Source organism: Solimonas marina (assembly GCF_012241385.1).
In the GTDB taxonomy this organism is placed as follows: domain Bacteria; phylum Pseudomonadota; class Gammaproteobacteria; order Nevskiales; family Nevskiaceae; genus Solimonas; species Solimonas marina.
The window spans coordinates 53,216-76,632 of record NZ_JAAVXB010000016.1 but is presented as its reverse complement, the minus strand read 5'-3'; the positions used below and the strand labels follow the sequence as shown (position 1 = coordinate 76,632).

30 protein-coding genes, 1 tRNA gene and 1 pseudogene are annotated in these 23,417 nt (G+C 64.8%); 13 read left to right on the top strand and 19 right to left on the bottom strand.

The genetic code is table 11. The features are described 5' to 3' along the window. The first annotated feature begins 117 nt into the window (after positions 1-117). A complete protein-coding gene (locus G7Y82_RS19835; protein ID WP_168149871.1) occupies positions 118-435 on the top strand; it encodes a hypothetical protein in 318 nt (105 codons plus the stop codon). A gap of 117 nt (positions 436-552) precedes the next feature. Here G7Y82_RS19835 and rpmG read toward each other — a convergent pair whose 3' ends face one another. Both rpmG and rpmB read right to left on the bottom strand, forming a co-directional pair. Next, on the bottom strand, positions 553-726 hold the full coding sequence (gene rpmG / locus G7Y82_RS19830) for a 50S ribosomal protein L33 (protein WP_168149870.1): 174 nt from the start codon (positions 724-726) through the stop codon (positions 553-555). 17 nt (positions 727-743) lie between these two features. Then, entirely contained in the window at positions 744-980 is a 237-nt protein-coding gene (gene rpmB, locus G7Y82_RS19825) for a 50S ribosomal protein L28 (RefSeq protein ID WP_168149869.1), read from the bottom strand. Positions 981-1,151: 171 nt separating this feature from the next. On the opposite strand from rpmB, the gene G7Y82_RS19820 reads away from it, so the two are divergent. Both G7Y82_RS19820 and G7Y82_RS19815 read left to right on the top strand, forming a co-directional pair. Beyond that, complete coding sequence (locus G7Y82_RS19820) at positions 1,152-1,688, top strand: hypothetical protein (protein WP_168149868.1); 537 nt, start codon at positions 1,152-1,154, stop codon at positions 1,686-1,688. Next, positions 1,685-2,260, top strand: a complete 576-nt coding sequence (locus tag G7Y82_RS19815; protein ID WP_168149867.1) for a hypothetical protein — start codon at positions 1,685-1,687, stop codon at positions 2,258-2,260. Before G7Y82_RS19820 ends, G7Y82_RS19815 begins: the two co-directional genes overlap by 4 nt. On the opposite strand, the gene radC is transcribed toward G7Y82_RS19815, so the two are convergent. Continuing rightward, on the bottom strand, positions 2,255-2,929 hold the full coding sequence (gene radC / locus G7Y82_RS19810; RefSeq protein WP_168149888.1) for a RadC family protein: 675 nt from the start codon (positions 2,927-2,929) through the stop codon (positions 2,255-2,257). The genes G7Y82_RS19815 and radC overlap by 6 nt on opposite strands. 71 nt (positions 2,930-3,000) lie before the next feature. On the opposite strand from radC, the gene coaBC reads away from it, so the two are divergent. From coaBC to G7Y82_RS19790, 4 genes are all read left to right on the top strand, one after another. Then, the gene (gene coaBC, locus G7Y82_RS19805) at positions 3,001-4,221 is read left to right on the top strand and encodes a bifunctional phosphopantothenoylcysteine decarboxylase/phosphopantothenate--cysteine ligase CoaBC (protein WP_206370919.1); all 1,221 of its coding nucleotides are present in this window, start codon (positions 3,001-3,003) and stop codon (positions 4,219-4,221) included. A gap of 49 nt (positions 4,222-4,270) precedes the next feature. Then, complete coding sequence (gene dut, locus G7Y82_RS19800; RefSeq protein ID WP_168149866.1) at positions 4,271-4,729, top strand: dUTP diphosphatase; 459 nt, start codon at positions 4,271-4,273, stop codon at positions 4,727-4,729. A 20-nt stretch (positions 4,730-4,749) separates the two neighbouring features. Continuing rightward, positions 4,750-5,613 (top strand): acetylglutamate kinase, encoded by an 864-nt coding sequence (argB, locus tag G7Y82_RS19795; protein WP_168149865.1) that lies wholly within the window; start codon positions 4,750-4,752, stop codon positions 5,611-5,613. Positions 5,614-5,701: 88 nt separating this feature from the next. Next, complete coding sequence (locus G7Y82_RS19790) at positions 5,702-6,574, top strand: NAD(P)-dependent oxidoreductase (RefSeq protein ID WP_168149864.1); 873 nt, start codon at positions 5,702-5,704, stop codon at positions 6,572-6,574. 16 nt (positions 6,575-6,590) lie between these two features. Here G7Y82_RS19790 and G7Y82_RS19785 read toward each other — a convergent pair whose 3' ends face one another. Continuing rightward, positions 6,591-7,244: a hypothetical protein gene (locus G7Y82_RS19785; protein ID WP_168149863.1), complete on the bottom strand. Its 654-nt coding sequence runs from the start codon at positions 7,242-7,244 to the stop codon at positions 6,591-6,593. A gap of 19 nt (positions 7,245-7,263) precedes the next feature. Beyond that, entirely contained in the window at positions 7,264-7,908 is a 645-nt protein-coding gene (gene pyrE / locus G7Y82_RS19780; RefSeq protein WP_168149886.1) for an orotate phosphoribosyltransferase, read from the bottom strand. 104 nt (positions 7,909-8,012) lie between these two features. Between pyrE and G7Y82_RS19775 the strand changes: the two genes are divergently transcribed. Next, positions 8,013-8,801: an exodeoxyribonuclease III gene (locus G7Y82_RS19775; RefSeq protein ID WP_168149862.1), complete on the top strand. Its 789-nt coding sequence runs from the start codon at positions 8,013-8,015 to the stop codon at positions 8,799-8,801. After that, positions 8,798-10,156, top strand: coding sequence for an AmpG family muropeptide MFS transporter (locus G7Y82_RS19770; protein ID WP_206370918.1), 1,359 nt, complete (start codon positions 8,798-8,800; stop codon positions 10,154-10,156). Before G7Y82_RS19775 ends, G7Y82_RS19770 begins: the two co-directional genes overlap by 4 nt. On the opposite strand, the gene G7Y82_RS19765 is transcribed toward G7Y82_RS19770, so the two are convergent. From G7Y82_RS19765 to G7Y82_RS19715, 12 genes are all read right to left on the bottom strand, one after another. Further along, positions 10,128-12,737, bottom strand: coding sequence for a neutral/alkaline non-lysosomal ceramidase N-terminal domain-containing protein (locus G7Y82_RS19765; protein ID WP_168149861.1), 2,610 nt, complete (start codon positions 12,735-12,737; stop codon positions 10,128-10,130). The genes G7Y82_RS19770 and G7Y82_RS19765 overlap by 29 nt on opposite strands. A gap of 162 nt (positions 12,738-12,899) precedes the next feature. Continuing rightward, positions 12,900-13,535, bottom strand: coding sequence for a GNAT family N-acetyltransferase (locus G7Y82_RS19760; RefSeq protein WP_168149860.1), 636 nt, complete (start codon positions 13,533-13,535; stop codon positions 12,900-12,902). A 125-nt stretch (positions 13,536-13,660) separates the two neighbouring features. Continuing rightward, positions 13,661-13,966, bottom strand: coding sequence for a DUF6763 family protein (locus G7Y82_RS19755; protein WP_168149859.1), 306 nt, complete (start codon positions 13,964-13,966; stop codon positions 13,661-13,663). A 141-nt stretch (positions 13,967-14,107) separates the two neighbouring features. Further along, the gene (locus tag G7Y82_RS19750) at positions 14,108-15,142 is read right to left on the bottom strand and encodes an NADP(H)-dependent aldo-keto reductase (RefSeq protein ID WP_168149858.1); all 1,035 of its coding nucleotides are present in this window, start codon (positions 15,140-15,142) and stop codon (positions 14,108-14,110) included. Between the two features lie 36 nt (positions 15,143-15,178). After that, complete coding sequence (locus G7Y82_RS19745) at positions 15,179-16,054, bottom strand: phosphoribulokinase (RefSeq protein WP_168149857.1); 876 nt, start codon at positions 16,052-16,054, stop codon at positions 15,179-15,181. A gap of 56 nt (positions 16,055-16,110) precedes the next feature. Further along, positions 16,111-16,821: a tRNA (guanosine(46)-N7)-methyltransferase TrmB gene (gene trmB, locus G7Y82_RS19740; protein ID WP_206370917.1), complete on the bottom strand. Its 711-nt coding sequence runs from the start codon at positions 16,819-16,821 to the stop codon at positions 16,111-16,113. Beyond that, positions 16,808-17,401 carry an FMN-binding negative transcriptional regulator gene (locus G7Y82_RS19735; protein ID WP_168149855.1) on the bottom strand — a complete coding sequence of 198 codons (594 nt, stop codon included), beginning with the start codon at positions 17,399-17,401 and terminating at the stop codon, positions 16,808-16,810. Before G7Y82_RS19735 ends, trmB begins: the two co-directional genes overlap by 14 nt. A 25-nt stretch (positions 17,402-17,426) precedes the next feature. Then, positions 17,427-18,218, bottom strand: a complete 792-nt coding sequence (locus tag G7Y82_RS19730) for a thiazole synthase (protein WP_168149854.1) — start codon at positions 18,216-18,218, stop codon at positions 17,427-17,429. A 53-nt stretch (positions 18,219-18,271) separates the two neighbouring features. Then, positions 18,272-18,345 (bottom strand) — tRNA-Gly (locus tag G7Y82_RS19725). A 182-nt stretch (positions 18,346-18,527) separates the two neighbouring features. Next, on the bottom strand, positions 18,528-18,902 hold the full coding sequence (locus G7Y82_RS19720; RefSeq protein ID WP_168149853.1) for a hypothetical protein: 375 nt from the start codon (positions 18,900-18,902) through the stop codon (positions 18,528-18,530). A 482-nt stretch (positions 18,903-19,384) separates the two neighbouring features. After that, entirely contained in the window at positions 19,385-19,771 is a 387-nt protein-coding gene (locus G7Y82_RS22040) for a DUF8820 family protein (protein ID WP_494546253.1), read from the bottom strand. Between the two features lie 59 nt (positions 19,772-19,830). Next, on the bottom strand, positions 19,831-20,061 hold the full coding sequence (locus G7Y82_RS19715; protein ID WP_168149852.1) for a hypothetical protein: 231 nt from the start codon (positions 20,059-20,061) through the stop codon (positions 19,831-19,833). A 106-nt stretch (positions 20,062-20,167) separates the two neighbouring features. On the opposite strand from G7Y82_RS19715, the gene G7Y82_RS19710 reads away from it, so the two are divergent. The 4 genes from G7Y82_RS19710 to G7Y82_RS19700 all read left to right on the top strand — a co-directional run bounded on the left by G7Y82_RS19710 (position 20,168) and on the right by G7Y82_RS19700 (position 22,567). Further along, entirely contained in the window at positions 20,168-20,458 is a 291-nt protein-coding gene (locus G7Y82_RS19710) for a helix-turn-helix domain-containing protein (RefSeq protein ID WP_168149851.1), read from the top strand. Between the two features lie 161 nt (positions 20,459-20,619). Further along, a complete protein-coding gene (locus tag G7Y82_RS19705) occupies positions 20,620-21,132 on the top strand; it encodes a hypothetical protein (RefSeq protein WP_168149850.1) in 513 nt (170 codons plus the stop codon). Between the two features lie 134 nt (positions 21,133-21,266). Beyond that, a complete protein-coding gene (locus tag G7Y82_RS21795; protein WP_277346367.1) occupies positions 21,267-21,401 on the top strand; it encodes a hypothetical protein in 135 nt (44 codons plus the stop codon). 68 nt (positions 21,402-21,469) lie between these two features. Next, the gene (locus tag G7Y82_RS19700) at positions 21,470-22,567 is read left to right on the top strand and encodes a helix-turn-helix transcriptional regulator (RefSeq protein WP_168149849.1); all 1,098 of its coding nucleotides are present in this window, start codon (positions 21,470-21,472) and stop codon (positions 22,565-22,567) included. 253 nt (positions 22,568-22,820) lie between these two features. On the opposite strand, the gene G7Y82_RS22035 is transcribed toward G7Y82_RS19700, so the two are convergent. Beyond that, positions 22,821-23,084, bottom strand: a complete 264-nt coding sequence (locus tag G7Y82_RS22035; protein ID WP_494546254.1) for a response regulator transcription factor — start codon at positions 23,082-23,084, stop codon at positions 22,821-22,823. Continuing rightward, positions 23,058-23,414 (bottom strand): annotated as a pseudogene (locus G7Y82_RS22030) (RsbRD N-terminal domain-containing protein); the annotation flags it as partial. The gene G7Y82_RS22035 and the pseudogene G7Y82_RS22030, both read right to left, overlap by 27 nt. Between the last annotated feature and the right edge of the window lie 3 nt (positions 23,415-23,417).

Below are 23,417 nucleotides of genomic sequence, written 5' to 3'. Positions count from 1 at the left end.
ACTTGCAACGACAGACTGTCACGGACAAATGTGCTTGCCATCAGATTCGCAACGTTCGGTTCAGAGTGGATTCATCGCCGCGACCTAATGTGGAAATCGTTCCAGGAGGTCTGAACGATGAAAAAGCTGATTGCAGTTGCTGGTCTGGCACTCGTCGCGGTCGCCCCGCTACCGGCGCTGGCACACTCGAATGTCTCGCTGAGTATCGGCCTCGGCGTACCGGCTCCGGTCTATGTCGCACCGGCACCGGTCTACTATGCTCCACCGCCACCACCGCCACCGGTCGTGTATTACAGCCCGGCGCCCGTGGTTTACAGCTATGGCCCGTACTACCGCGGTGGGCGCGTCGTCTATCGCGACAACCACTACGACGGCCGGCGCGGATATGACCACGGTCGCAGCTATCGCGCCGATTACGACCGCCATCACCATTAAGGCATGAGGGCGTGACGACAAAAGGCCGGGCATCGCCCGGCCTTTTTCGTAACCGCCATTTCCCAAGCAAAAAAATGCCGCCTCAAAGGCGGCATTCTTGCGCTCGAAAAGCGGCGATTACTTGATCTTCGCTTCCTTGAACGCCACGTGCTTGCGCGCCACCGGATCGTACTTCTTGAACTCGAACTTATCCGGGGTGTTCTTGCGGTTCTTCGTGGTCGTGTAGAAATAACCCGTGTCGGCAGTCGACACCAGGCGAATCTTTTCGACGTCTTTCTTCTTGCCAGCCATCGTTTAGCTCCTGGGCCTTAGACCTTTTCGCCGCGAGCACGCAGCTCGGCGACAATCACATCGACGCCTTTCTTGTCGATGATGCGCATGCCCTGCGCGGAAACGCGCAGCGACACGAAACGCTTCTCGGATTCGAACCAGAAACGATGCTTGTGCAGATTCGGCTCAAAGCGGCGGCGGCGCCTGTTGTTGGCGTGCGAAACCGTGTTGCCGGTGATCGGCCGCTTACCGGTGACCTGACAGACTTTCGACATGACACAAACCCTGGAAAAAAAGGCAGCACGACCCGCAGGGGGCCGCGAAAGGGGCGCAATTGTGCCAGCACGTCCCGCCAAGGGCAAGGGGTCATGACGACACCCCCATTTAAGGGCGTTTTCGTGACCCAGTACCGGATCGGAATATTTCCGATAGGGAATACTCGGCATATGCAGCAGGAACAGATCAGGGTTCGACTGACATCGGCGGCCAGGCGCCTGGTCGACATCGGCGGCGCGCGCGTCTCGGCCGATGCCGTCGCCCAGGCGGCGGCGCTGCCGCCACGCGCCATCCATCAGACCTACGGCGGTTTCGACGAACTGCTCTACGAGCTGCTCGGCCAATTGTATGGCGAGGCCCGCGACCGCGCGCTGCGCCTGACCGCCAACATGCCGGCCGGCCGCTCGCGCCTCAAACTGGCGGTCGACGGTTACCTGCATGCGCTGTTCGAGCGACCGGGCTTGCAGGCACTGGCACTGCAACTCCGCAGCCATCCGCGGGCGATTGCCGACTACCGCCGGCATCAGCACGGCCTGACCCTGATGCTCGAGATCGAGCTGCAGGGCCTGAACTGGTCGCAGCCGGCCGCCACGGCACAGCTTTGCGCGTCGGCCATCGAAGGCATCGCCGCGGCCGAAGCTGCGGCCGGCCGGCGCCTGCCGGAGCTGCGCGACAGCCTTTACCGTTACTTCGACGCCCCCCCGTGAACGCGCGCCTGCGCCAGCAGCTGTTCGACCATGCGGAGGCGCTGGCCACTCAGCTGCGCTACGAGGAGCTGTCGATTGCCCGCCTCTGCGAACTCGGCGGCGTCCTCCCGAATGTGTTCTGCGCTGAATTCCCGGACGTCTTGAGCTATCTGTCGGCGCTGCAACAGCATTTCCTTGGCGAAATCCGCAGCCGCGTCATCAAGGTCACCGACGGCGCGCCGCTGGGCCTGCTGCGCATCCGTCTGGCATCCGAGAGTTATCTGGCGTACTGCCACGAGCATATGCATGTCCGCGACTGGCTGGTCGCCGCACGCCGCCATCCGCAGATCGAGCGCGGCTTGCAGCAGCAAAATCACAGCTACGCGCTGGTGCTCGGCTCCGAGTTCGAAGCGATCGGTCGCACCGACACCTTCTCTGCGGCACACCTTTACGTGGGCATGCTCAACGAAGTCGCCAACAGAGAGCACCGCGCCCGCGCCAAACAGCCGGCGCTACGCGAAGCGCTTTGGCATTTCCTCGAACACGTCGGCACCGCAGACGCGCCGGCCAGCCCGCAACGCCAGCGCTCATAACCAACCACGCGCGGCAAAACTGGCCGGAACCCCCTCGCCGATCACCAGGTGATCGAGGACGCGCACGTCGATGGTCGCCAGCGCCTGCCGCAAGCGTTCGGTCAGCGCCCGATCGGCCGCACTCGGTTCGACGACTCCGCTCGGATGGTTGTGCGCGAAGATCAGCGCCGCGGCGTGATGCCGCAGCGCTGCCTTGACCACTTCGCGCGGATACACGGCGGCGCCGTCGATCGTGCCGTGCGCGAGCACCTCGAAGGCCAGCACGCGATGTTGGGCATCGAGGAACAGCGCGGCAAATACTTCGTGGTCGAGATCGCGCAGCCGCGCGCGCAGGAAGCGCTCGGCGGCCAACGGATCGGATAGCGCATCGCCACGCTGCAGTTCTTCGGCCAGGTGGCGGCGCGCCAGTTCGAGCACCGCCTGCAGTTGCGCGTACTTGGCGGGCCCCAGTCCACGCGCCGCCGAGAAGCCGGCCAGATCAGCGCGCAACATCGCGCGCAGACCGCCGAAATCGGTGATCAAGTCACGCGCCAGCGCCACCGCACTTTTGCCGGCGACGCCGGTGCGCAGAAAGATCGCCAGCAGTTCGGCGTCGCTCAGGGCACCCGCGCCCTGCGCCAGCAGTTTTTCACGTGGCCGCTCGGCGGCCGGCCATTGACGGATCGACACCACGCACTCTCCGTTCATGCTCGCTCGTCCCACGGCGCGAAACTTCCGTGTCGCGGGACTAGAATGTTGCGATGAATGCAGCCCTGCCGTCTGTGCCCAATCTCACAAATCGCCGCATTTTGCTCGGCGTCAGCGGCGGCATCGCCGCGTACAAGGCCGCCGATCTGGTGCGTCGCCTCAAGGAGGCCGGCGCCGAAGTCCAGGTCGTGATGACCGCCGGCGCCCAGGAATTCGTCACGCCGCTGACCTTCCAGGCGCTGTCCGGCCGCGAGGTCCACACCTCGCTGCTCGACCCCAAGGCCGAGGCGGCAATGGGGCATATCGAACTGGCGCGCTGGCCGGATCTGATCCTGATCGCGCCGGCGTCGGCCGACGTAATGGCCAAACTAGCGCACGGTCTGGCCGACGATCTGCTGAGCACGCTGTGCCTGGCCACCGACAAACCGATCGCCGTCGCGCCGGCGATGAACCGCCTGATGTGGGCCCACCCGGCGACGCAGGCCAATGCCGCGACGCTGGCGGCACGCGGCATCCAGCTGCTCGGCCCCGGCGCCGGCTCGCAGGCCTGCGGCGAAGTCGGCGATGGCCGCATGTGGGAGCCGCTGCAGATTCGCGAAGCCGTGGCACAGCGCTTCGCCGACGGCCCGCTGCGCGGCCTGCACGCAGTCTTGACCGCCGGGCCGACGCGCGAGCCTATCGACCCGGTGCGTTACATCAGCAATCGCTCGTCCGGCAAGATGGGCTATGCGCTGGCCGCATCGCTGCAGGCCCTCGGCGCGCGGGTGACGCTGATCAGCGGCCCGACCAACCTGCCGACGCCGGCCGGCGTCGCCCGCGTCGACGTCGAAACCGCCGCAGATCTGCTCGAACACTCGCTGCAACTGGCGGCCGACGCGCAAATCTTCATCGGTGCCGCCGCGGTCGCCGACTACCGCGTCGACGCGCCGGCCGACGAGAAGATCAAGAAGAACGACGCCGCGATGTCGCTGGCGCTGAGCCGCAATCCGGACGTCATCGCCGCCGTGCGCGAGCGCTACCCCGACCTGTTCGTGGTCGGCTTCGCGGCCGAAACCGAAAAGCTCGCCGAACACGCGCGCGGCAAACTCGAACGCAAGAAGCTCGACATGATCGCGGCCAACTGGGTCGGCCGCGGTCGCGCCTTCGACCGCGACGACAACGCGCTGAGCGTGTTCTGGGCCGGCGGCGAGCGTGAGCTGCCACAGGCGTCGAAAGCCGCCATCGCGCGCGATCTCGGCGCGCTGATCGCCGAACGCTACGGCGCCCGCGCCTGATTCCATTTCCGTCCTCGATGCGGCCGGCAACCCGGCCGCCGGTCATCGCATGAAACAGAACATCCGCCTGAAGATTCTCGACCCGCGCCTCGGCACCGACCTGCCGTTGCCGGCCTATGCCACCGACGGCGCCGCAGGCCTCGACCTGCGCTGCCTGCTCGACGAACCGCTGACGCTGGAACCGGGCGCGAGCACGCTGCTGAAGACCGGCCTGGCGATCCATATCGGCGACCCCAATCTCGCCGCGGTGATCCTGCCGCGCTCGGGGCTCGGCCATAAGCACGGCATCGTGCTCGGCAATCTGGTCGGCCTGATCGATTCGGACTATCAGGGCGAGTTGATGGTGTCGTGCTGGAACCGCGGCCGCGACGCGTTCACGATCAACCCCGGCGAGCGCATCGCGCAGCTGGTGTTCGTGCCGGTCGTGCAGGCTGAATTCGAAATCGTCGACGACTTCGCCGCCAGCGCGCGCGGCACCGGCGGCTTCGGCCACACCGGCCGCCACTGAACTTCCGACTCCCCCGAACCATGACCGTCGACCTCACCAACGCCCAGACCACGGCCCGCGTCCTCACCGAGGCGCTGCCGTACATCCGTCGCTTCGCCGGCAAGACCATCGTCGTCAAGTACGGCGGCAACGCGATGAAGGACGACACCATGATCGCGTCGTTCGCGCGCGACATCGTGCTGATGAAGCTGGTCGGCATGAACCCGGTCGTCGTGCACGGCGCCGGCCCGCAGATCGGCGCGCATCTGGAGAAGCTCGGCAAGAAGAGCGAATTCATCGACGGCATGCGCGTCACCGACGACGAGACCATGGACGTCGTCGAGATGATGCTCGGCGGCCTCGTCAACAAGGCGGTCGTCGCGGCGCTGAACCTGCAGGGCGGCCGCGCGGTCGGCCTGACCGGCAAGGACGGCGGCCTGATCCGCGCGCGGCGCATGCTGATCAGCAACGGCGATCTCGGCCAGGTCGGCGAGGTCGAGCGCATCGATCCGCGCGTCATCACCCACCTCGAAGCCGGCGGCTTCATTCCGGTCATCGCGCCGGTCGGCGTCGGCGAAAACGGCGAGGCCTACAACATCAACGCCGATGTCGCGGCGGGCAAGCTGGCAGCCGTGCTGCAGGCCGAGAAGATCATCTTCCTGACCAACGCGCCGGGCGTGCTCGACAAGCAGAACCAGGTGCTGACCGGCCTCAATGTGCCGCAGGTCGAAGGACTCATCGCCGACGGCACCATTTCCGGCGGCATGGTGCCCAAGGTTCGCTACGCGCTCGACGCCGTCAACAGCGGCGTCAAGTCCGCGCACATCATCGACGGCCGGCTCGACCACTCGGTGCTGCTCGAACTGTTCACCGACCGCGGCATCGGCACGCTGATTCACGGCTAGGCCGCGGCGGCGGGCGATGCGGACGCCTTGACGCGCCCCGCATCGCACGGCGCGTGTCCATGGCATCCCCGCTCCTCAGGAGACCTCCATGAATATCGGATTCATCGGCCTCGGCGGCATGGGCCGCGGCATTGCCGCCAACCTGCTGCGCGCCGGACATCGCGTCCAGGTCTGGAACCGCTCGCCCGGTCCGGTCGACGAGCTGGTCGCGCTCGGCGCCGAACGCGCCGCCGGCGTCATCGACGTCCTGCAGAACGACGTGTTGTTCTCGATCCTCGCCGACGATTTGGCGCTGCGCAGCGTGCTGCTCGACGGCGAACCGCTGCGCAGTGCCAAGGCCGGGCTGATCCACATCAACCTCGCCACCGTGTCGGTGCGCTTTGCCGCGGAACTGGCGGCGCTGCACGCGTCGCTGGGACAGGGCTATGTCGCCGCGCCGGTGTTCGGTCGCGTCGACGTCGCCGCCGCCGGCAAGCTCAACATCATCGCCGCCGGCGCGACCGCGACGCTCGACACCGTGCAACCGCTGCTCGACGTGATCGGCCAGAAAACCTGGCGGGTCGGCGACGAACCGACACGCGCCAACGCAGTGAAGATCGGCGGCAATTTCATGATTGCCGCGGCGATCGAGGCGATGGCCGAAGCCTCGACGCTGGCCGACGCTCATGGCGTCGAGCCGGCGCAGTTTCTCGAGATTCTGACCAGCACCTTGTTCGCCGCGCCGGTCTATCAGGGCTACGGCAAGCTGATCGCCGAGCAGCGCTATGCGCCTGCCGGGTTTGCGCTGCGCCTCGGCCTCAAGGATGTGCGTCTGGCGTTAGAAGCCGGTGACGCGAGTAACGTGCCGATGCCCTTCGCCAGCGTGCTGCGCGACGGCTTCCTCGATGCGGTCGCGCAGGGCGACGGCGATCTCGACTGGGGCGCTTTGGCGAAGGTCGCGGCGCGACGCGCCAACCGCTGACGCCGGCGACGCCGCGCTACTCGGCGCCTGCCGCGCTGCCGTGCAGCTCCCGGTAGCGCGCCAGATCGGCGTTGTATTTGTCGGTGACCTGCTGCTTCTCGCTGACGAAGTTCTGCAGCGCCTTCTGGTTGTCGACCAGCGACGCCTGCAGATCGGCGAGTTTGTCGGTCAGCGCCTTGCCCGGCGTGTGGCCGCCGCGTTTGACGACGTCGATGCGTGATTGCTGCTGTTCGATGGCCTTCTGATTGTCGGCGACCGTCTTCTCGGTCAGCGCACGCCGACCCTCGATCATCGCCACGCGCTCGTCGCGGGCACGTTCGATGTCGGCGGCGCTGTCGTAGGTGCTGAGCAGGAAGTGGTCGTAGTCGCGCTGTTTCTGCTCACGCACTGCCTTGGCAGCTGCATCGTGCGCCGCCTTCTCCTCGGCGGCGACTTCATCCGCGGTCTTCTCGCGCGGCTTGACCTCACGCACACGGCCCTGGTCGTCGTAGACCTCGCGCTGCTTTTGCGCGTACTGCGGCGGCACTGCATCGCCGCAAGCGCGGTGTCCTTGATTGTCGGTCCAGCAGGTGAAGCGCTTGCCGCTCGACGATGGCGCCGCCTGCGCCGCCATCGCCAGCAGCGACAAGGCCGCACCCGCCGCAGCGTAGACCGGAAACCGCATCACCATCAGCTTGCTCCTGCGCGGCTTACGCGCTGACCCCGTACTGCGCCTGATAGGCACGAATCGCAGCCAGCGTCGCATCATCCGCCGCCCCTCCGGAGAGATAGGCCAGCATCGTCTGCACCGTCACCAGCGGCACGACGCGAATATTCGCATCGCGCTCCATCTCCTGGACCGCCGACAGACCGGAGGGGCCTTTTTCCTGACGATCGAGCGCGATCACCGCCGCCACCGGTTCGGCGCCCGCATCACGGATCAGTTGCACGGCCTGACGCAGCGCGGTGCCGGCGGTCAGCACGTCGTCGACGATGACGACACGGCCCTTCGGCGGCGCGCCGACCAGGGTGCCGCCCTCGCCGTGATCCTTGGCTTCCTTGCGGTTGTACGCATACGGCACGTCGCGGCCGCCTTCGGCGAGCGCGCAGGCGATCGCCGTCACCAGCGGAATGCCCTTGTAGGCCGGTCCGAACAGCATGTCGTATTCGATGCCCGACGCCGCCAGTGCCTGCGCGTAGGCGCGGCTCAACGTCAGCATCGACGCGCCCGACGAAATCTTGCCGAGGTTGAAGAAGTACGGCGACTGACGCCCGGACTTGAGCGTGAACTGGCCGAACTTGAGCACGTCGTTGGCGAGCGCGAGCTGGAGGAATTCGGTCTGGTAGGCGGACAGGGACATGGCGGAATCGGGCGTCAGCGGCAAATTCGGGCCGTTATGATAAGCCCTCGCCCACCCTGACCGGCCGCATCGCGGCGCTCACCACAGGACTTCCTCCCTTGCGCGTCATCTCGCTCAACGCCAATGGCATCCGCTCCGCCGCCCGCAAGGGCCTGTTCGACTGGTTGCCGCAACAAAAAGCGGATTTCCTGTGCCTGCAAGAGCTGAAAGCCCAGCTGACCGATATCGAAGCCGACGAAACCTTTGCGCCGAAGGGCTGGCATGCCCACTTCAGCTGTGCGCAGAAGAAGGGCTATTCGGGCGTCGGCATCTTCGCCCGTCAGAAACCGGATGCGGTGCTCGACAAGCTCGGCGCTGCCGAGTTCGACGACGAGGGCCGCTACATCGAACTGCGCTACGGCAAGCTGTCGGTGGTTTCGCTGTACGTACCATCCGGTTCGGCCGGCCCTGAGCGGCAGGCGAGCAAGGACCGCTTCCTCGAATTCTTCCTGCCGGTGATGCGCGACTGGCTCGCGTCGGACCGCCAGTACATCGTGGTCGGTGACTGGAACATCGCGCACCGCAACATCGACCTGAAGAATTGGCGCAGCAATCAGAAGAACTCCGGCTTTCTGCCGCACGAGCGCGCCTGGATGGACCAGTTGCTGGGCGTTGAACCGGCAGCACCGGGCTGGGTCGACGCCTACCGCCACCTGCACCCCGACACCGAGGGTGAGGCCTACACCTGGTGGAGCAACCGCGGCCAGGCCTGGGCAAACAACGTCGGGTGGCGCATCGACTACCAGATCATCACGCCGAACCTGGGCAAAGCGGTCCAGCGCGCCGCCGTCTGGAAGGACACGCGCTTCTCCGACCATGCGCCACTGACGATGGATTACCAGCTGTGACGCCGCGCTGGGTCGCGGCGCTGCGCGTCTACGCCGATCCGCGCGTCCGCACGATGCTGTTCCTCGGCTTCTCGGCCGGCCTGCCGTTCCTGCTGGTGTTCTCGACGCTGTCGGCGTGGCTGACGCAGGCCGGCGTGTCACGCACGACGATCGGCTACTTCAGCTGGGTCGGCATGACCTACTCGCTGAAGATCTTCTGGGCACCGGTCGTCGATCGCGTACCGCTGCCGCTGCTGACCCATTGGCTGGGCCGCCGCCGCAGCTGGATGCTACTGGCACAGTTGGGGATCGCCAGCGGCCTGGCGCTGATGGCGTTCAACGATCCCGGCGCCGATCTGGCGCGCACCGCACTGCTCGCCGTACTGGTGGCGTTTTCATCGGCGACGCAGGACATCGCGCTCGACGCGTTCCGCATCGAGGCCGCGCCGACCGAGAAGCAGGGCGCGCTGGCCGCCGCCTATCAGCTCGGCTACCGCGTCGCGCTGATCGCCGCCGGCGCCGGTGCGCTGTTCGTCGCCGCCGAGCACGGCTGGGTGGCCTCATATCTGTGCATGGCGGCGCTGGGCTGTGTCGGCATCCTCACCGTGCTGATCACGCGCGAACCCGACCATGCGACCGAGCGACCGCCGCAGGAAGCGCGCGTACAGACCTTCCTCGACACGCACCCGCACTGGCCGAAACCGGCGCGGCATTTCATCGCCAATTTCGTCGGTGCCGTGGCCGGCCCGGTCGTCGACTTCTTCGCGCGCAATGGCTTTCGCCGCGCAGCGTTGATCCTGTTGTTCATCGCCGTCTACCGCATGCACGAATATGCGATGGGCGTGATGGCCAATCCGTTCTATCTGGACATGGGCTACACGCTCGAACAGATCGCGGCGATGTCGAAGGTGTTCGGCATCATCATGACCATGGTCGGCGTCGCTGTGGCCGGCGCGCTGGTCGCCTGGCAGGGCATCGCGCGCACACTGTTCGTCGGTGTGCTGGTGATCGCCTGCGGCAATCTGTTCTTCTCGTGGCTAGCGCGTCTGCACGATCCGGGCATCGCGCAGCTGGGCATCGCGATCAGCGTCGACAACGTCGGCATCGGCATCGCCGGCACCGCGTTCGTCGCCTATCTGTCGAGCCTCACCAACATTGCCTACACGGCGACGCAGTACGCGCTGTTCGGCTCACTGTTCCCGCTGCTCGGCAAGCTCATCGCCGGCTTCTCGGGCGCCGTCGTCGACCACGTCGGCTACCCGCTGTTCTTCCTCTACACGGCGTCGCTGACGCTGCCGGCGCTGCTGCTGTCGATCTACTTCATCCGCCGGCCGCTGCACGAAGCGCTCACGGACACGCCGCCGGCGTCCCGCTGATCGTGAACGGACTCGACACCGCCTCGTAGGGTTGCGGGTCGGCATCGGCCGACAGGCGATAGACGCCGTCGTGGCGGATGCGGTACGTGCCGGCCGGTTCGTCGGCCGGGATGTCCCACTTCGCCTCGACGGTCGAACGGTTCGACAGGCCGATGTAGGTATCGATCAGCGTCGGATTCGAATTCCAGATGAACAACAGTTCCGGGTCCTTGTCGGTGGCGACGACGTCCCAGCCGCCGGCGTCGTTCCGGCGCTCGACGTACAGATACGACGCCCCCAGCTTCAGATCGTTGCCCGGATAGCCGGATACGAAACTGACGTCGACGGTGTCGCCCTGCGTGTAGCCGGCATCGGCGTCGACGGCGACGCTGCCGAAGTCGTCGGGACTGTCGATCGTCGTCGGCACGCCGGCACCATCGGCATCGAGATCCGGCGCGCCGACGCCCTCGTCCGGCGACGGTTCGCCACCGGCCATCGCTACGGCGAGCTTGCGCGAGGCCTGCTGCGCGGCGGCGAGCTGCCACGGCCCGGCAACGGTGAAGCCGCCCTCGAACATCTGCGCGGTGTACTCCTCGCGCGTCGTCATGTAGTTCGCGTAGGCGTTCGACAGCCCGGCGATGACGACCGTATCGACACCGGCCGGCGCCAGCGCGTCGAGCACGGTCTTGCGCAGCCGCCGCCCGGCCATCGTCGTCGCCTCCCACGGAATGCCGAGAATCGCCAGATTGCCGATGCGGAACAGCTGGATCGGCAGCGGGTCGCCGCCGTATTCGAGCAGCACCGGCTTCTCCGCCTGGCAGCCGTACTGCGGCAGCTGCGACTGCGTCAGGCACAGCGTCGTCGACAGCGCGCCGATCAGCGCCACGTTCGGGATCGGCACGCTCAGCTCCGAATCGTGACCGAGCTGAAGCACGCCGGAGCCGTTGTACAGTCCGTTGTAGCCGAAGCGGATCCGCTGGCTCATGTCGTTCGGCATGTCGTTGGCACAGACGAAGCCGGCGGCACCGGGATCGAGACCGTTCGGCCCGCCGTTGGTGATCGCCGTGCCGAGCGCCTGCGTGCACGTCGTCTTGTCACCATCGTACAGACTCGCCGGCAGGTCATCGTATTTGAGGCCGGCGAGGATCACCGGATCGGTGATCGCCTTGTCAGTGAAGTCCGTGTAGAAGAAACGGTAGTCGACCGGCCCGCGCAGCGCCGTGCCTTCGGCGAACTGTTTCAGCGACTGCGCGAGCTGTTTGATGCCGGAATCGGCCGTCGCCTGGCGCATGCCGAGACGGTAGCCGTCCTGATCGTCGAAGTACGGATCGTCGGTGCCGAAGCGCTTGTCGTACGGCACGCCCTGACCGGGTCCGTTGCCGCCGTCGACATCGGCATCGAACACGAACAGGTCCGGAATCGAATCGCCCTCGTCGTTCTGCGCGAACGCGGCGACGAAGTTGTCGGCGCCCTCCGGACCGTCGGCACCGTCCGGTGCGTAACTCGTCCCCATCATCCGTTCGAACTCGATGCCGGCCCAGCCCTTGCTGTCGGACGAGATCAACCGCGTATGGTTGCCCATCGCCGTCGGGTGCACGGCGAACCAGTTCAGCACGCCGACGACGCTGCCGTCGTCGCGCACGAAGTTGAGCTGCACGAAGCGCTTGTCGACGTTCACCTCGTGGCCATTGTCGTCGACGTACTGCGCCCGCTCGCTCGGCGAGTCCTGCGCGTAGGCCGGCTGCGCGCGATTGACGTTGGCGTTGAGCAGCTCGCCGACCGACAGCTTGATCGTCGCCGCCTGCGGATGCGCTTCGAGATTGGCGTGCGCACGGCGGATTGCCGCGACAGTGCCGGACACGATGGTGTCGAAATTGTCCTTGTCGAAACCCGAGCTGCTGATCAGCAGCGTCTCGAGCCAGGTCGCGGTCTGCGTGACGACGTCCGGGATGTCCGGATTCGACGCTTCCTCGAAACCACCGCCGGCCTCGTGCGTGTGCGTGCCGGACAGCATGACGTTGTCGGGGCCGTAGTAGGCGGACAGTACCGGATCGGCGGCGATGCGCTTGAGCACTTCCTGGCGAACCAGCGCCGGCATCTGCTGGATGTCGTCGGAGACGAACACCACGCGCTTGCCATTGCACGACGACGCGATCGCGAACGCGCGCGAATACAGGCGCGTGTGGATGCCCATCGTGATCTGCGGCGGCAGGATCATGCCGTACAGATCGGCGTGGCCGGTCGGGCTGCCGCCGACCGGACCGGTGATGTCGTAGAGCCCGCTGCCGAACAAAAAGCCCTGGTTGCCGGCACAGGCGCCCATCGCCGTGCCAACGTCTTCGCGCGGAGTTTCCAGCGGCCCTGGCGCGTCCGGCTGATGCGTCAGCGTGTACGGAGTGCCGTCAACGCTCATGGTACTGCTGGCCCCGATCGCCAGACGCGGACTGTCCATTACACAGGCCGCCGCAGCCGGTAGCGTCGGCGTCGATGATGCGCCCCCGCTGCCGCCGCCACGGCCATCGGATGCGGAATCCGGACTCGACGACCCGCAACCCTGCAGAATCAGCAGCAACAGCACACCCGACAGCACCCGTTCACGCACGGCAATCCCCCGATTCCCGGCGGCAGACGCCCATGCGGCGGGCACAATGCCGCTGATCTCATGTCAGGAAAACGGTAACGAAGTGCGCAGCGCGCCGGCTTGACATCCGGCGCCAGGCCGCACGCGCAATGAGATTTTCCTACGGGCTTGCCGAGCGCACGATCAGGCCGCGAGCGCCTCGCTGTGCTGCAGGCGCACGAACACATCGGCGAAGCGGCGGCCGATCTCGTTGCGGTCCGGCACGTCGCGCGCACGGTGATAGACCGGCAGCTCGAGCCGGTCGATGTTGTCGGCGCGGCCGGCATGCGTGGCGCCGAGCAGCTTCAGGTGGCGAATCACACGATCGTTGTCACTGGCGACGTCGTAGTAGAACGTGCGGATACCGTTGCGCCACGCCGTCAAATGCAAACAGGCCTGCAGAACGAAACCGGCGCCGCGGCCCTGATACTCGTCGAGGATGGTGATGGCCACGTCGGCAGCTTGCGGCTCGCCGTTGAGACGCACATAGCGCGCGAGGCCGATGCCCGGCTCGTCCGGCTTCTCGATATTCGCCGCGCCCCAAGCGGCGTGATTGATCTGATCGATGTGTACGAGCTTGGCGAGCTGCACTTCCGAGAGCTGATCCGGATCGCCGTTCGGGAAGCGCCGCCGCCGCGCGAGCTGTGACAGCCGTTGAAAGCCCTGCTGGATGCGTGGCGCGTCATCGACGCGGATCGGTCGGACCAGGATCGGCAGGCCGTCATCGAGTGTGTACTTGAAGACCGCGGGCAACTGTGGGGTACGCCATGTTCGCAACATTTCGCAACTCCTCGTCGTGGGCTTGCGGCACCGCGCGATTCAGCGGGCTGAAACCCGTCGCCGACATCGGCGACTCCTGCTGATTGCGCCGCGGCAGCCGGCTTGTCGCGACCGATACACGGGGCTCAGGTCCGGTCGCGCAGATCGAGAAAATCGAGCGGATCGCGCCAGCGTCCGGCGCTAGACGACGAACGCTCGTCCTGCGGATCGTCGTCATGGTCATAATCGAAGGCGCCGGACACATCTTCGGGCGCGGCGCAGGGCCGTGCGGCAAGCGCCACCCAGGTATCGAATTCGAAATCCTCGAGCGTGCCGTCGTAGTGCTGCACGAGAACGACTTCGCTGTCGGCGTCGATGCCGACGATTTCGAACGGCTCGCCGTCCGTTACAAACCAGCGACCGACGGCCAGTTCACTGAGCCACTGCGCCATGATTCACCTCCCGGGCGCCGCAGGCACGACACCGGTTCCATTTCTACGCCGCTCACGCAGCTGCATCAAGCGCCGACGCCAGGAAGATTGCGCAAGCGCTTGAATGGCGGCGCTTTCGCGCCGCCGGCCAGACCGCCGGCGCTACGGGCAGGGAATGGTGTGTTCGCGATGCAGCTTTTCGAGGCTGCGCAGCACCGACGTCGGCAGCTGCAGCGCCGCGCTGGCGATGTCCTGCCGCAGCTGCGCCAGCGTCGTCGCACCGATGATCGTCGAGGTCGTGAACGGCTGCTCGGTGACGAAAGCCAGCGCCATCTGCGCCGGATCGAGGCCGTGCTCGCGCGCCAGCTCGACATAGGCACGCGCCGCCTGTTCCGCCTGCGGGCCGTTGTAACGCGTGAACCGGGTGAACAGCGCCATGCGCGAACCTTCCGGCTTGGCGCCGTCGAGATACTTGCCGCTGAGCACGCCCATCGCCAACGGCGAATACGCCAGCAGACCGACCTGCTCGCGCAGCGACACCTCGGCCAGGCCGACCTCGAAGCTGCGGTTCAGCAGGCTGTATGGATTCTGGATGCTGGCAATGCGCGGCAGCCCTTCGTCGCGATGCAGGCGCAGATATTCGCCGACGCCCCAGGGCGTTTCGTTCGACACGCCGATGTGGCGAATCTTGCCCTGCTGCTGCAGCTCGGCGAGCGCACCCAGCGTCTCGGCGATCGGCACGCCGCCGTCACCGCCGTCGCGGTCATAGCTCAGGCGCCCGAAGTAGTTTGCCGGACGCTGCGGCCAATGCACCTGATACAGATCGATGACGTCGGTGCGCAGACGCTGCAGGCTGGCCTCGCAAGCGGCGATCACCGACGCGCGATCGAGACGCGGGCCGCCGCGTATGTAGGGGAACGCACCGGGACCAATGACCTTGCTGGCCAGCACGATGTCCTGGCGGCGGCCGGTCTTCGCCAGCCAGCTGCCGATGTATTCCTCGGTGCGGCCGTAGGTCTCGGCACGCGGCGCGACCGGATACATCTCCGCGGTGTCGACGAAATTGATGCCTTCGGCGAGCGCCAGATCGAGCTGTCCGTGCGCATCGGCTTCGCTGTTCTGTTCCCCCCAGGTCATGGTGCCGAGACAGATGGCGCTGACCTGCAGGCCGGTCTGGCCGAGCGGGCGGTACTGCATGCGAACTCCTTATTCTTGCCAAACGCCAGGGGCCGTTCAGGCCGCGCGACGACGATCCATCAGCGCGGTGATCGCCGGTTTGAAAATCAGCGCCATCGCGTGTTCGACCTGGGTGCCGGGCACCACCAGCGTCTGCGCATGCGACTGCATCGCCCCCGGCACCTCGCGCAGCAGCATGCCGAAATCGGCCTGCACGCGCGAGCCATCGTTGAAATGGATGACGACCAGGCTTTCCTCGGCCAGCGGAATCTCGCGCAGCGCGAACGGATTGCTGGTATCGACCAGCGGCACGCGCTGGAAATTGATGTCGGTACGCGAGAACTGCGGCACGATGTAGTTCACGTAGTCCGGCATGCGGCGCAGGATGGTGTGCGTGACTTCCTCGGGGTGGTAGCCGCGCTCATCGGTGTCGCGCTTGAGCTTCTGTATCCACTCGAGGTTGATGACCGGCGTCACGCCGATCAGCAAATCCATGTGCGCGGCGATGTTGACCTCGTCGCCGACGAAGCCGCCATGCAGCCCTTCATAGAACAGCAGATCAGTGTCCGCCGGCAGCCGTCGCCATGGCGTGAACGTCCCCGCCGCCAGGCCCGCTTCCTGCGCTTCCTCGTCGCTGTGCAGGTAGTGGCGCGTCATGCCGGTACCACGTTCGCCGTATTCGCGCAGCAGACCTTCCAAGCGCTCGAGCAGGTTCGCGCCTGGCGAGAACAGCGAGAAACTCTCGCTACGGATGCGCGCCCGCTCCAGCGTCTGCCGCAATTGCGCCCGATCGTAGGCATGGAACGCATCGCCCTCGACCAGCGCGCCGCGCAGGCCAAGCTCGTCGAACAGGTGCATCAGCGCTCGCACGGCGGTGCTGGTTCCCGCCCCGCTGGCGCCGGTAATGCCGATGATCGGATGTTTTGCGGACATGACGATCCAGAGTAGCCGTTTCTCGATGGCGCGGGAATGTCCGCGCCGTCACTGGCTCAGCGGCGCGCGAACGCGAGGTCGAAGACCTCGTGCCCGAGCCGCTCGCCACGCGCCTCGAATTTGGTCTTCAGCCGTGTCGCCGGACGCGGCACATAAGTGCCGGTTTCGCTGAGGTTGCGCAGACCCGGTTCGGCGTTGAGCACGTCGAGCATGTGCTCGGCATACGGTGCCCAGTCGGTCGCCAGCGACAACAAGCCGTCCGGCTTGAGCTTGCGCACCGCCAGCGCCGCGAACGCCGGCTGGATCAGGCGTCGCTTGTTGTGCCGTGCCTTGTGCCAGGGGTCTGGAAACTGAATGACGATCTCGTCGAGCGCAGCGTCCGGGATACCGTCACGCAGCAGGACAACGGCGTCGTCGCAGGCGACGCGCAGATTGCGCGCACCGGCGCTCGCAACCCGATGCAGCAGACGGCCGACACCGGGACGATGGACCTCGACGCCGAAGAAGTCGCGCTGCGGCTCGGCGACGACGCGGCTATGCAGGTAATCGCCCATGCCGAAGCCGATCTCGAATACGCGCGGCGCATCGCGGCCGAACAGCGCAGTCAGGTCGAGCGGCGCGGCCGGCATCTCGACGCCGTACTGCGGCCACAGATCATCGAGGGCGCGCTTCTGCGCATCGGTCATGCGTCCTTCACGGCGCACGAACGAGCGAATCTCACGGCGAAACGGCACATCCGGCTGTTCAGCGGTCTCAGTCATGGTCATGCTTCTGCATCCAGTCGGCCACCGCGCGCTCCTGCCCATCGCCAACGGCGAGGGCGGCGATGACGCCCGCACGATCGGCCGGCGTGCGGTTCTGGCTCATCTTGAACTTGGCGTCGATCCGCTCGATCGGCATTCGGAACGCGACGATGTACGGCAGCAACGCGTCCAGCCGCTCGGGCGCTGTGGTGAATTCCGGGTCGTAACGCACCACCGTCGCCATCAGCAGCTCGCGCGCCGCGGCCTCGCCGAGCAGCTCCGGACGGACAGCCATGTGCACGACCGCGTAGTTCCAGGTCGGCACATGTCGTTCCGGCTCGGCATACCAGCGCGGCGACACGTAGGCGTGCGGACCATGAAATATCGCCACCGTGCGCCCCTCGGCAAAGCGCTGCCAGTGCGGGTTCGCGCGCGCCATATGCCCCCACAGCGCGTCTTCCCGCCACTCCAACGGCAGGTGCGTGACCAGCGGCTCACTCGCATCGACGTTGGTGATCAACGTCGCGAATGGCTGATCGGCCACCAGCTTCAGTGCCAGCGCCCGCTCACGCCCCTCGAACGGACGCGGCGTATAAAGCGTCATTGCGCAATACCGGGCGAGGTGCCGCTCAGAACGGCAGACCTTCGATCGGCGACGACGCGCTGGCGAAGCGGCGGCGCGGCATACGCCCGGCCAGCCGCGCCTCGCGGCCGGCCTCGATCGCCTTCTTCATCGCGCCGGCCATCAGCACCGGATTCTTGGCCTCGGCGATCGCCGTGTTCATCAGCACGCCGTCGCAGCCCAGCTCCATCGCGATCGCCGCGTCGCTGGCGGTGCCGACGCCAGCGTCGACGATGATCGGCACCTCGGCGTTCTCGATGATCGTCAGCAGGTTGTACTTGTTCTGGATGCCGAGCCCGGAACCGATCGGCGCCGCCAGCGGCATCACCGCCACGCAGCCCATTTCCTCGAGGCGCTTGCAGATGATCGGATCGTCGCTGGTGTAGACCATGACGTCGAAGCCGTCCTTGACCAGCGTCTCGGCGGCTGCCAGCGTCGCCGGCACGTCCGGATACAGCGTCTGCGCATCGCCCAGCACCTCGAGCTTGACCAGCTTGTGGCCATCGAGCAGCTCGCGCGCCAGCTGACAGGTACGTACCGCGTCCTCGGCGGTGTAGCAGCCGGCGGTGTTCGGCAGGATCGTGAACTGCTCGGGCGGCAGCACGTCGAGCAGATTCGGCTCGCCGGCGTTCTGGCCAATGTTCACGCGGCGCACCGCAACGGTGACGATCTGCGAGCCGCTGGCGACGATCGCGCGGCGCGTCTCGTCGTGATCCTTGTACTTGCCGGTACCGACCAGCAGACGGGAGTGGTACGCCTTGCCGGCGATCAGCAGGGCATCGGAAGCAGGAGCGGACATGGCTTTCCGGAAGGTCGCGGCCGGCCGCGCCGGGCGCCGCCGAACCAGGAAGATGGAGCGGGTGATGGGAATCGAACCCACGCTATCGGCTTGGGAAGCCGAAGTTCTACCATTGAACTACACCCGCGCTGTGGACGGCTATTGTAATTCAGGCGGGCGCCGATGCGGTAAATCTCATTTCAAGCATGATCGCCGGCCGTATCCGGCTGGCCATGATCGGCAGTGTCTCGACCGCACATCGGCCGCCGCCCCGACGCTCGAACTCGGCAGCGTCAAACATGCACAGTGATTCGATATCGGCTGGAATGATTATCCTGTAACTGAAAGCTCGTACCTGCATTTCACGTGGCTGCTGCTCCTATGTAGGACATACAAGCGATAACCGCGACGCTCAAAGCTTTCATTTGGCCATGGATACATCAAGCTACGGCAAAATTGCGCGAAGTCCTTACCCCAATTGGAATCCCGGGGCAGGTCAAGCCCGACGGCGCGCCCGTGGCGCCAAACTGCATTGAACAGATTTGAAAGCGAAAACCTGATTACAGGAGGAGTGCTTTCAAGGTCAACTTCGCACTGACAGTGCGTTAAATTTGCAAGCACCGCAGTGTCTTTAGCAACAACTCCGTCAAGAACGAAGCCGGTGAAGTGCTCAATGAGCACAGCTGTGTATTCCTTGCGGTTCATCACGTCAGGCCACCTCACCCCTCAATACGGCCGCATATACACGACAGTAACTGCGCCTAAGCATGCCGCAATCCAGTCGCTTTTGCCTCAGGGGGTTCTCCTACTGTCTTGAGTGCCTGCCCCCACTCCTCGTGAGGCGTCCGAATATTCCCCATGGCACATCCCACACAGCAGAGCAGAGCAGAGCAGAGCAGAGCAGAGCAGAGCAGAGCAGAGCAGAGCAGAGCAGATTTGGACAAGTGAATCGTGGATCGTTCGACAGTCTCGATATCAGAGATGCTCTGACAGTCACGTGAGCAGGGGCCAAGTGAATTGGAGGGTTCCTTATAAACATCCCGAAATCACTTATCTCCGATCGGAGATACAGAAGACCTGACCCTCATCGGATTTGGCCCTCAGTCAGATTCATGAATGGCGATTACCACGAGTTCCAATCATCAATCGAAGTAGGAACTGCCCCAGATGGGACCGTTCGACTGGCGTCAGCTCGAAAAGGTCAGATGCCTAATGCCGTACGCCAATCGTGGACTCATCACGAGCCCAAGTCCTCGGTACTTCGGATCGTATTCCGTAATGCGCGTCACGATGGGAATTTTGTAGCACCCACGAGGAACGGGCTCCGTTGGGTATTCCTTGTGCGTGAGGGTCGATGCACTTGGGACTTCGAAGTATCGCATGCCATCAGCCCCAGCGAATAGCCGAGGCCTGGACTCAACAGTCCCAACGGTTGGGACTATGGAGTACGAATGTCCCGTAGCCTCATCGATGACGAGCACGATGTGCCCACCGTCTGATGGAATTTCTCGGCATCCTTCAGGAATTTGAGCGATGGGGACAAGCAGGATGTCGCCCTGATTCACGATACCCATACGGCAAGCCATTTCACGGAGCCCTGCTTCGGCATGAGAGTTGGCCGCTCGAAGGTCCTTCAGTCGCTGGGTGGTGATCGCGACGAGTTCCGACCACCAATCGAAAGCAGGAACTGCCGGCAATAGGCCGCTTCGAGTTGACCGATCAACGAGACCGTTCGAGCGGTATCGAGCGTGAAGACGTGAAGCGCGCCTTCGTCCGTCTCGATGCACAGCATGACCTGCGAGGCCAGGCTGACCGCATTCGTCCTGATGACCGCACCCGATGATGGGTGTTCATTAACGTCCATGTAGCCCCCAACCTGGTCGGTCGCACCTGCCTAATACCGACAAATAGTCCTGTTTTTCATATTCTCGTTTGGACTATAGCTTGGCCTGCCCTGGACGGGCAAGGCTATGCCGAGATCACGAAAATCGCGGTACGCACCGGAATACCGGACGCTGATTGATCTGCTGATCGAGCTTCGCAACGAAGCCGATGTCACGCAGGTTGAGCTTGCCAAGCGCATGGGCACCAGTCAGAGCGTGCTGTCGAAACTCGAACGTGGCGTCGTGCGCATGGACCTGATGGATGTCCTCGACTATCTCGATGGAATCCACGCTGATCCGAGGCAGTTCCTCGATATCTTTCTTGGTCGTATTGAATTCGGGAGCGCTTCTCCCGCACCGGCCGTCGAGCGCCACTAAACCTCTCGCACCCCTGCTGCATCTATCCGTAGCAGCTGCCGCATCTGATTGATGCGGCACGCGCCGCCATCGGGCGTCATGCCGAGTCACCGGCAGATCGCATTCAGGAATCTGCGTCGCCGCTTTGCGCGCCGCACCCGTACCACGAGAGGGGAATCGCTATGAAATACGCAACATCGATGACACTGAAATCGGCAATGACGGCGATGTTGCTGCTGCCGTTGTGCGCGATCAGCAACCTGGCCTTTGCCGACGGCAGCACAGATGCAGCCGGCACGCCCACCCGTGGCATGATCTCCGCAGGTGACGACCATTGCATCGCCCTGCACACGCGATACCGCCTGCTGCATGGCGACCAGGCAACGGCAACGCTGTTCAATCGCTGCGACTACCCCGTCGTCGTGTCGTACTGCGTCGATGACCCCGCCGCAGGACCGCGTGCCTGTGGCGCCGCCGACACACAGGTGCCGACCATGCAGGTGCTCGCACCGCGTACGCAAATGCCGGTGCAGTTACACGACGCGAAAGCGGCCGGCACGGATGTCAACTGGATCGCCTGTCGGTCGACGCCAGGGATGACGAGCCGTTTCCGCGCAGACAACACAATCGGCGAGTGTGCAACGCCGGGTAACACGATGCAGGCGCGCAGCGAAACCGATCAGCTGCAACGCTGAAGTTTTCGGCGGGCGGACGTAAGTGCCGCCTTTCGACCCGAACCGGGCGTCCGGTCCTTGCGCAGCCACAACGACAGGTCCGCACCGACATCCCGTCTCGGCCCCAAGGTTCAAAACCCGGTTCCGGGAAGACAATGGAAACATTGGATTTCCTCAAAGAAGCCAGCAGATATCGCAAGCAGCAGAGCCACGAAAACGGCACCGCCGCCTGCCGCGCCAGGATTGGCTCACTTCTCGCCAATGCCCGTCTTGTCTTGAAGGCGTCTTGACGGGCGTCACCGCCTCACCCGATCGTGGCCGGTATCTTGCAGGTCAAGCAAGGGGCGGGGAGCCGGCGATGATTGACGATTTCGACTCGATTCTGCTGCGGATATACGAGGCCGGCGTCGATCCGGAGAAATGGGAAGGTGCACTGCACGCGCTCAACGCTCTGATCGGCGGCCAGTACATTCATTTTTACGCCAATAACCTCTCGTCCGGGGCGGATGCTGTTGCAGTCCATTCGCGTGACCTCGACCTCCACGAGGCATATTGCAACGATTATTTCCCTCAGGACATCCGCATCCCTCGCATCATGGACGCGCCGGTCGGGAAAATTCTGCATGGCGACATGCTCTGGTCCGACGAAGAGCGGGAAGCCAGCGTTGTCTATCAGGAATGCTTTCGTCCCCTGGGCCTGTTCAACGTCACCGGCGCACAACTCGGGCTGGATGGACACGTCAGCTGGCTGGGCTTTTCGACCCCATCGCTTGCACCGTTCGAGAAAGGGAGCATCGCCCTGCTCGAGCGCGCGTTCCCGCATGTCCGTCAAGCGCTTCGTCTGTGCATTGAGATGCAACGCGCCAAAGGGCAGCTTGTAGCGCTTGAAGATCTGCTGTCGCGCCGTGGGCGTGCGCTGGTGGTGCTGTCGATCGAAGGCAAGGTCTTGCGCACGAATGGCTTCGCCGAGGATCTGGTGCAGACGCGGCTGGTGTCACTTCGACATGGCAGATTAGTGTTCCGCGAGGCCACAGCGAATCGAGTGCTCAATATGGCACTTGCCGCGCTGGGCTCCATGCAGGGCAGCGAGGAAAGCGTCGCCCTGATGGAAGACCGGGCCGGCAATCAGTACGGCGTCCGCTTTTCTCCAATTCCCGGGCTCGGCGCCGCGCTTTCGATGCTGATGGTGCAGATCGTGCCATTGTTCAATGAGGCGCCGCCGAACGAATACGAGATTCAAAAATTCGCCGGCCTGTTTTCACTGACGCCGAGCGAAACCGATACGCTCGGGGCATTGGTCAGCGGCATCAGTCTGGCAGAGCACGCCGAAACCCGCGGTGTGGCGCTTGATACCGTGCGCAAGCAGATGAAAAGCGTGCTCTCGAAGACGAACGGCCTGAACCAGAAGAACTTGCTCAGGATGATCGAGCGATTCTGTTTCGTTCAACTGCGCTGAGGCGTGGAAGTACCGTATCACGCCGCCGACGGCGTGAACGGAAAATATCGAACCCGAGCGCTGCACCGGAGGCTTCGGACTCGGGCGGCTTGATCAGCGCGCGGCGAAGGGCACCCGATCGGCATCACTCGAAGCTGCCCGAAGACAAACCAGAACCAGGGACCGATGCTGGCTGCGGGTTCGGGCAGCCGCCACCTGGAAGTCCTCCTACACCCTCCCGCCCGATTCGGGCGTCACAATCTGGGGAAGCTTCTCAAAGCGTCGCACGATGCGCGTTGGCGATCGCTTCGGTGCGGCGGTGCACACCAAGCTTGCCGTAGATATTCCGCAGATGATACTTCACTGTATCTTCTGAAACGTGAATCGCTACGGCGATCTGGCGGTTCGACAGCCCCTGCTGCAACAGGCGGAGCACATCGAACTCGCGCCGCGACAAACGTTGACCGACATGCGCCTGATCAGCAAACCGCTGCGGTCCGCGTGTCCGTTCTTCGAGCGCGGCGGATTGCTCGACCATATAGCCGCGCATCACTGCCTCGCTCATCAGATCGAAGTGGTAGAGAAAGAAGCTGGAAATTTCGTAGAAGACTTCATCGGTCAGCGCCGGATCGCGCCGCCCGAGTTCGAGCAGATCATTCCAACAGAAGGCGGCGCCCACGCGAATCGCCTGCATCAGGGCGCCGAGCGATGCACCGATCCGGTATTTTTCTGCGCCCATGCGCGCCACTTGCCGCAGATCCACTACGGTAAAACTGCGCCCGCTGAGCAGCGCGTGATACCACGTCAGGATCGCCATGTTGCAATGCCGTCGCAGCTGCTCGCCATGGACGGTATTGCGCAGCATTGCGTA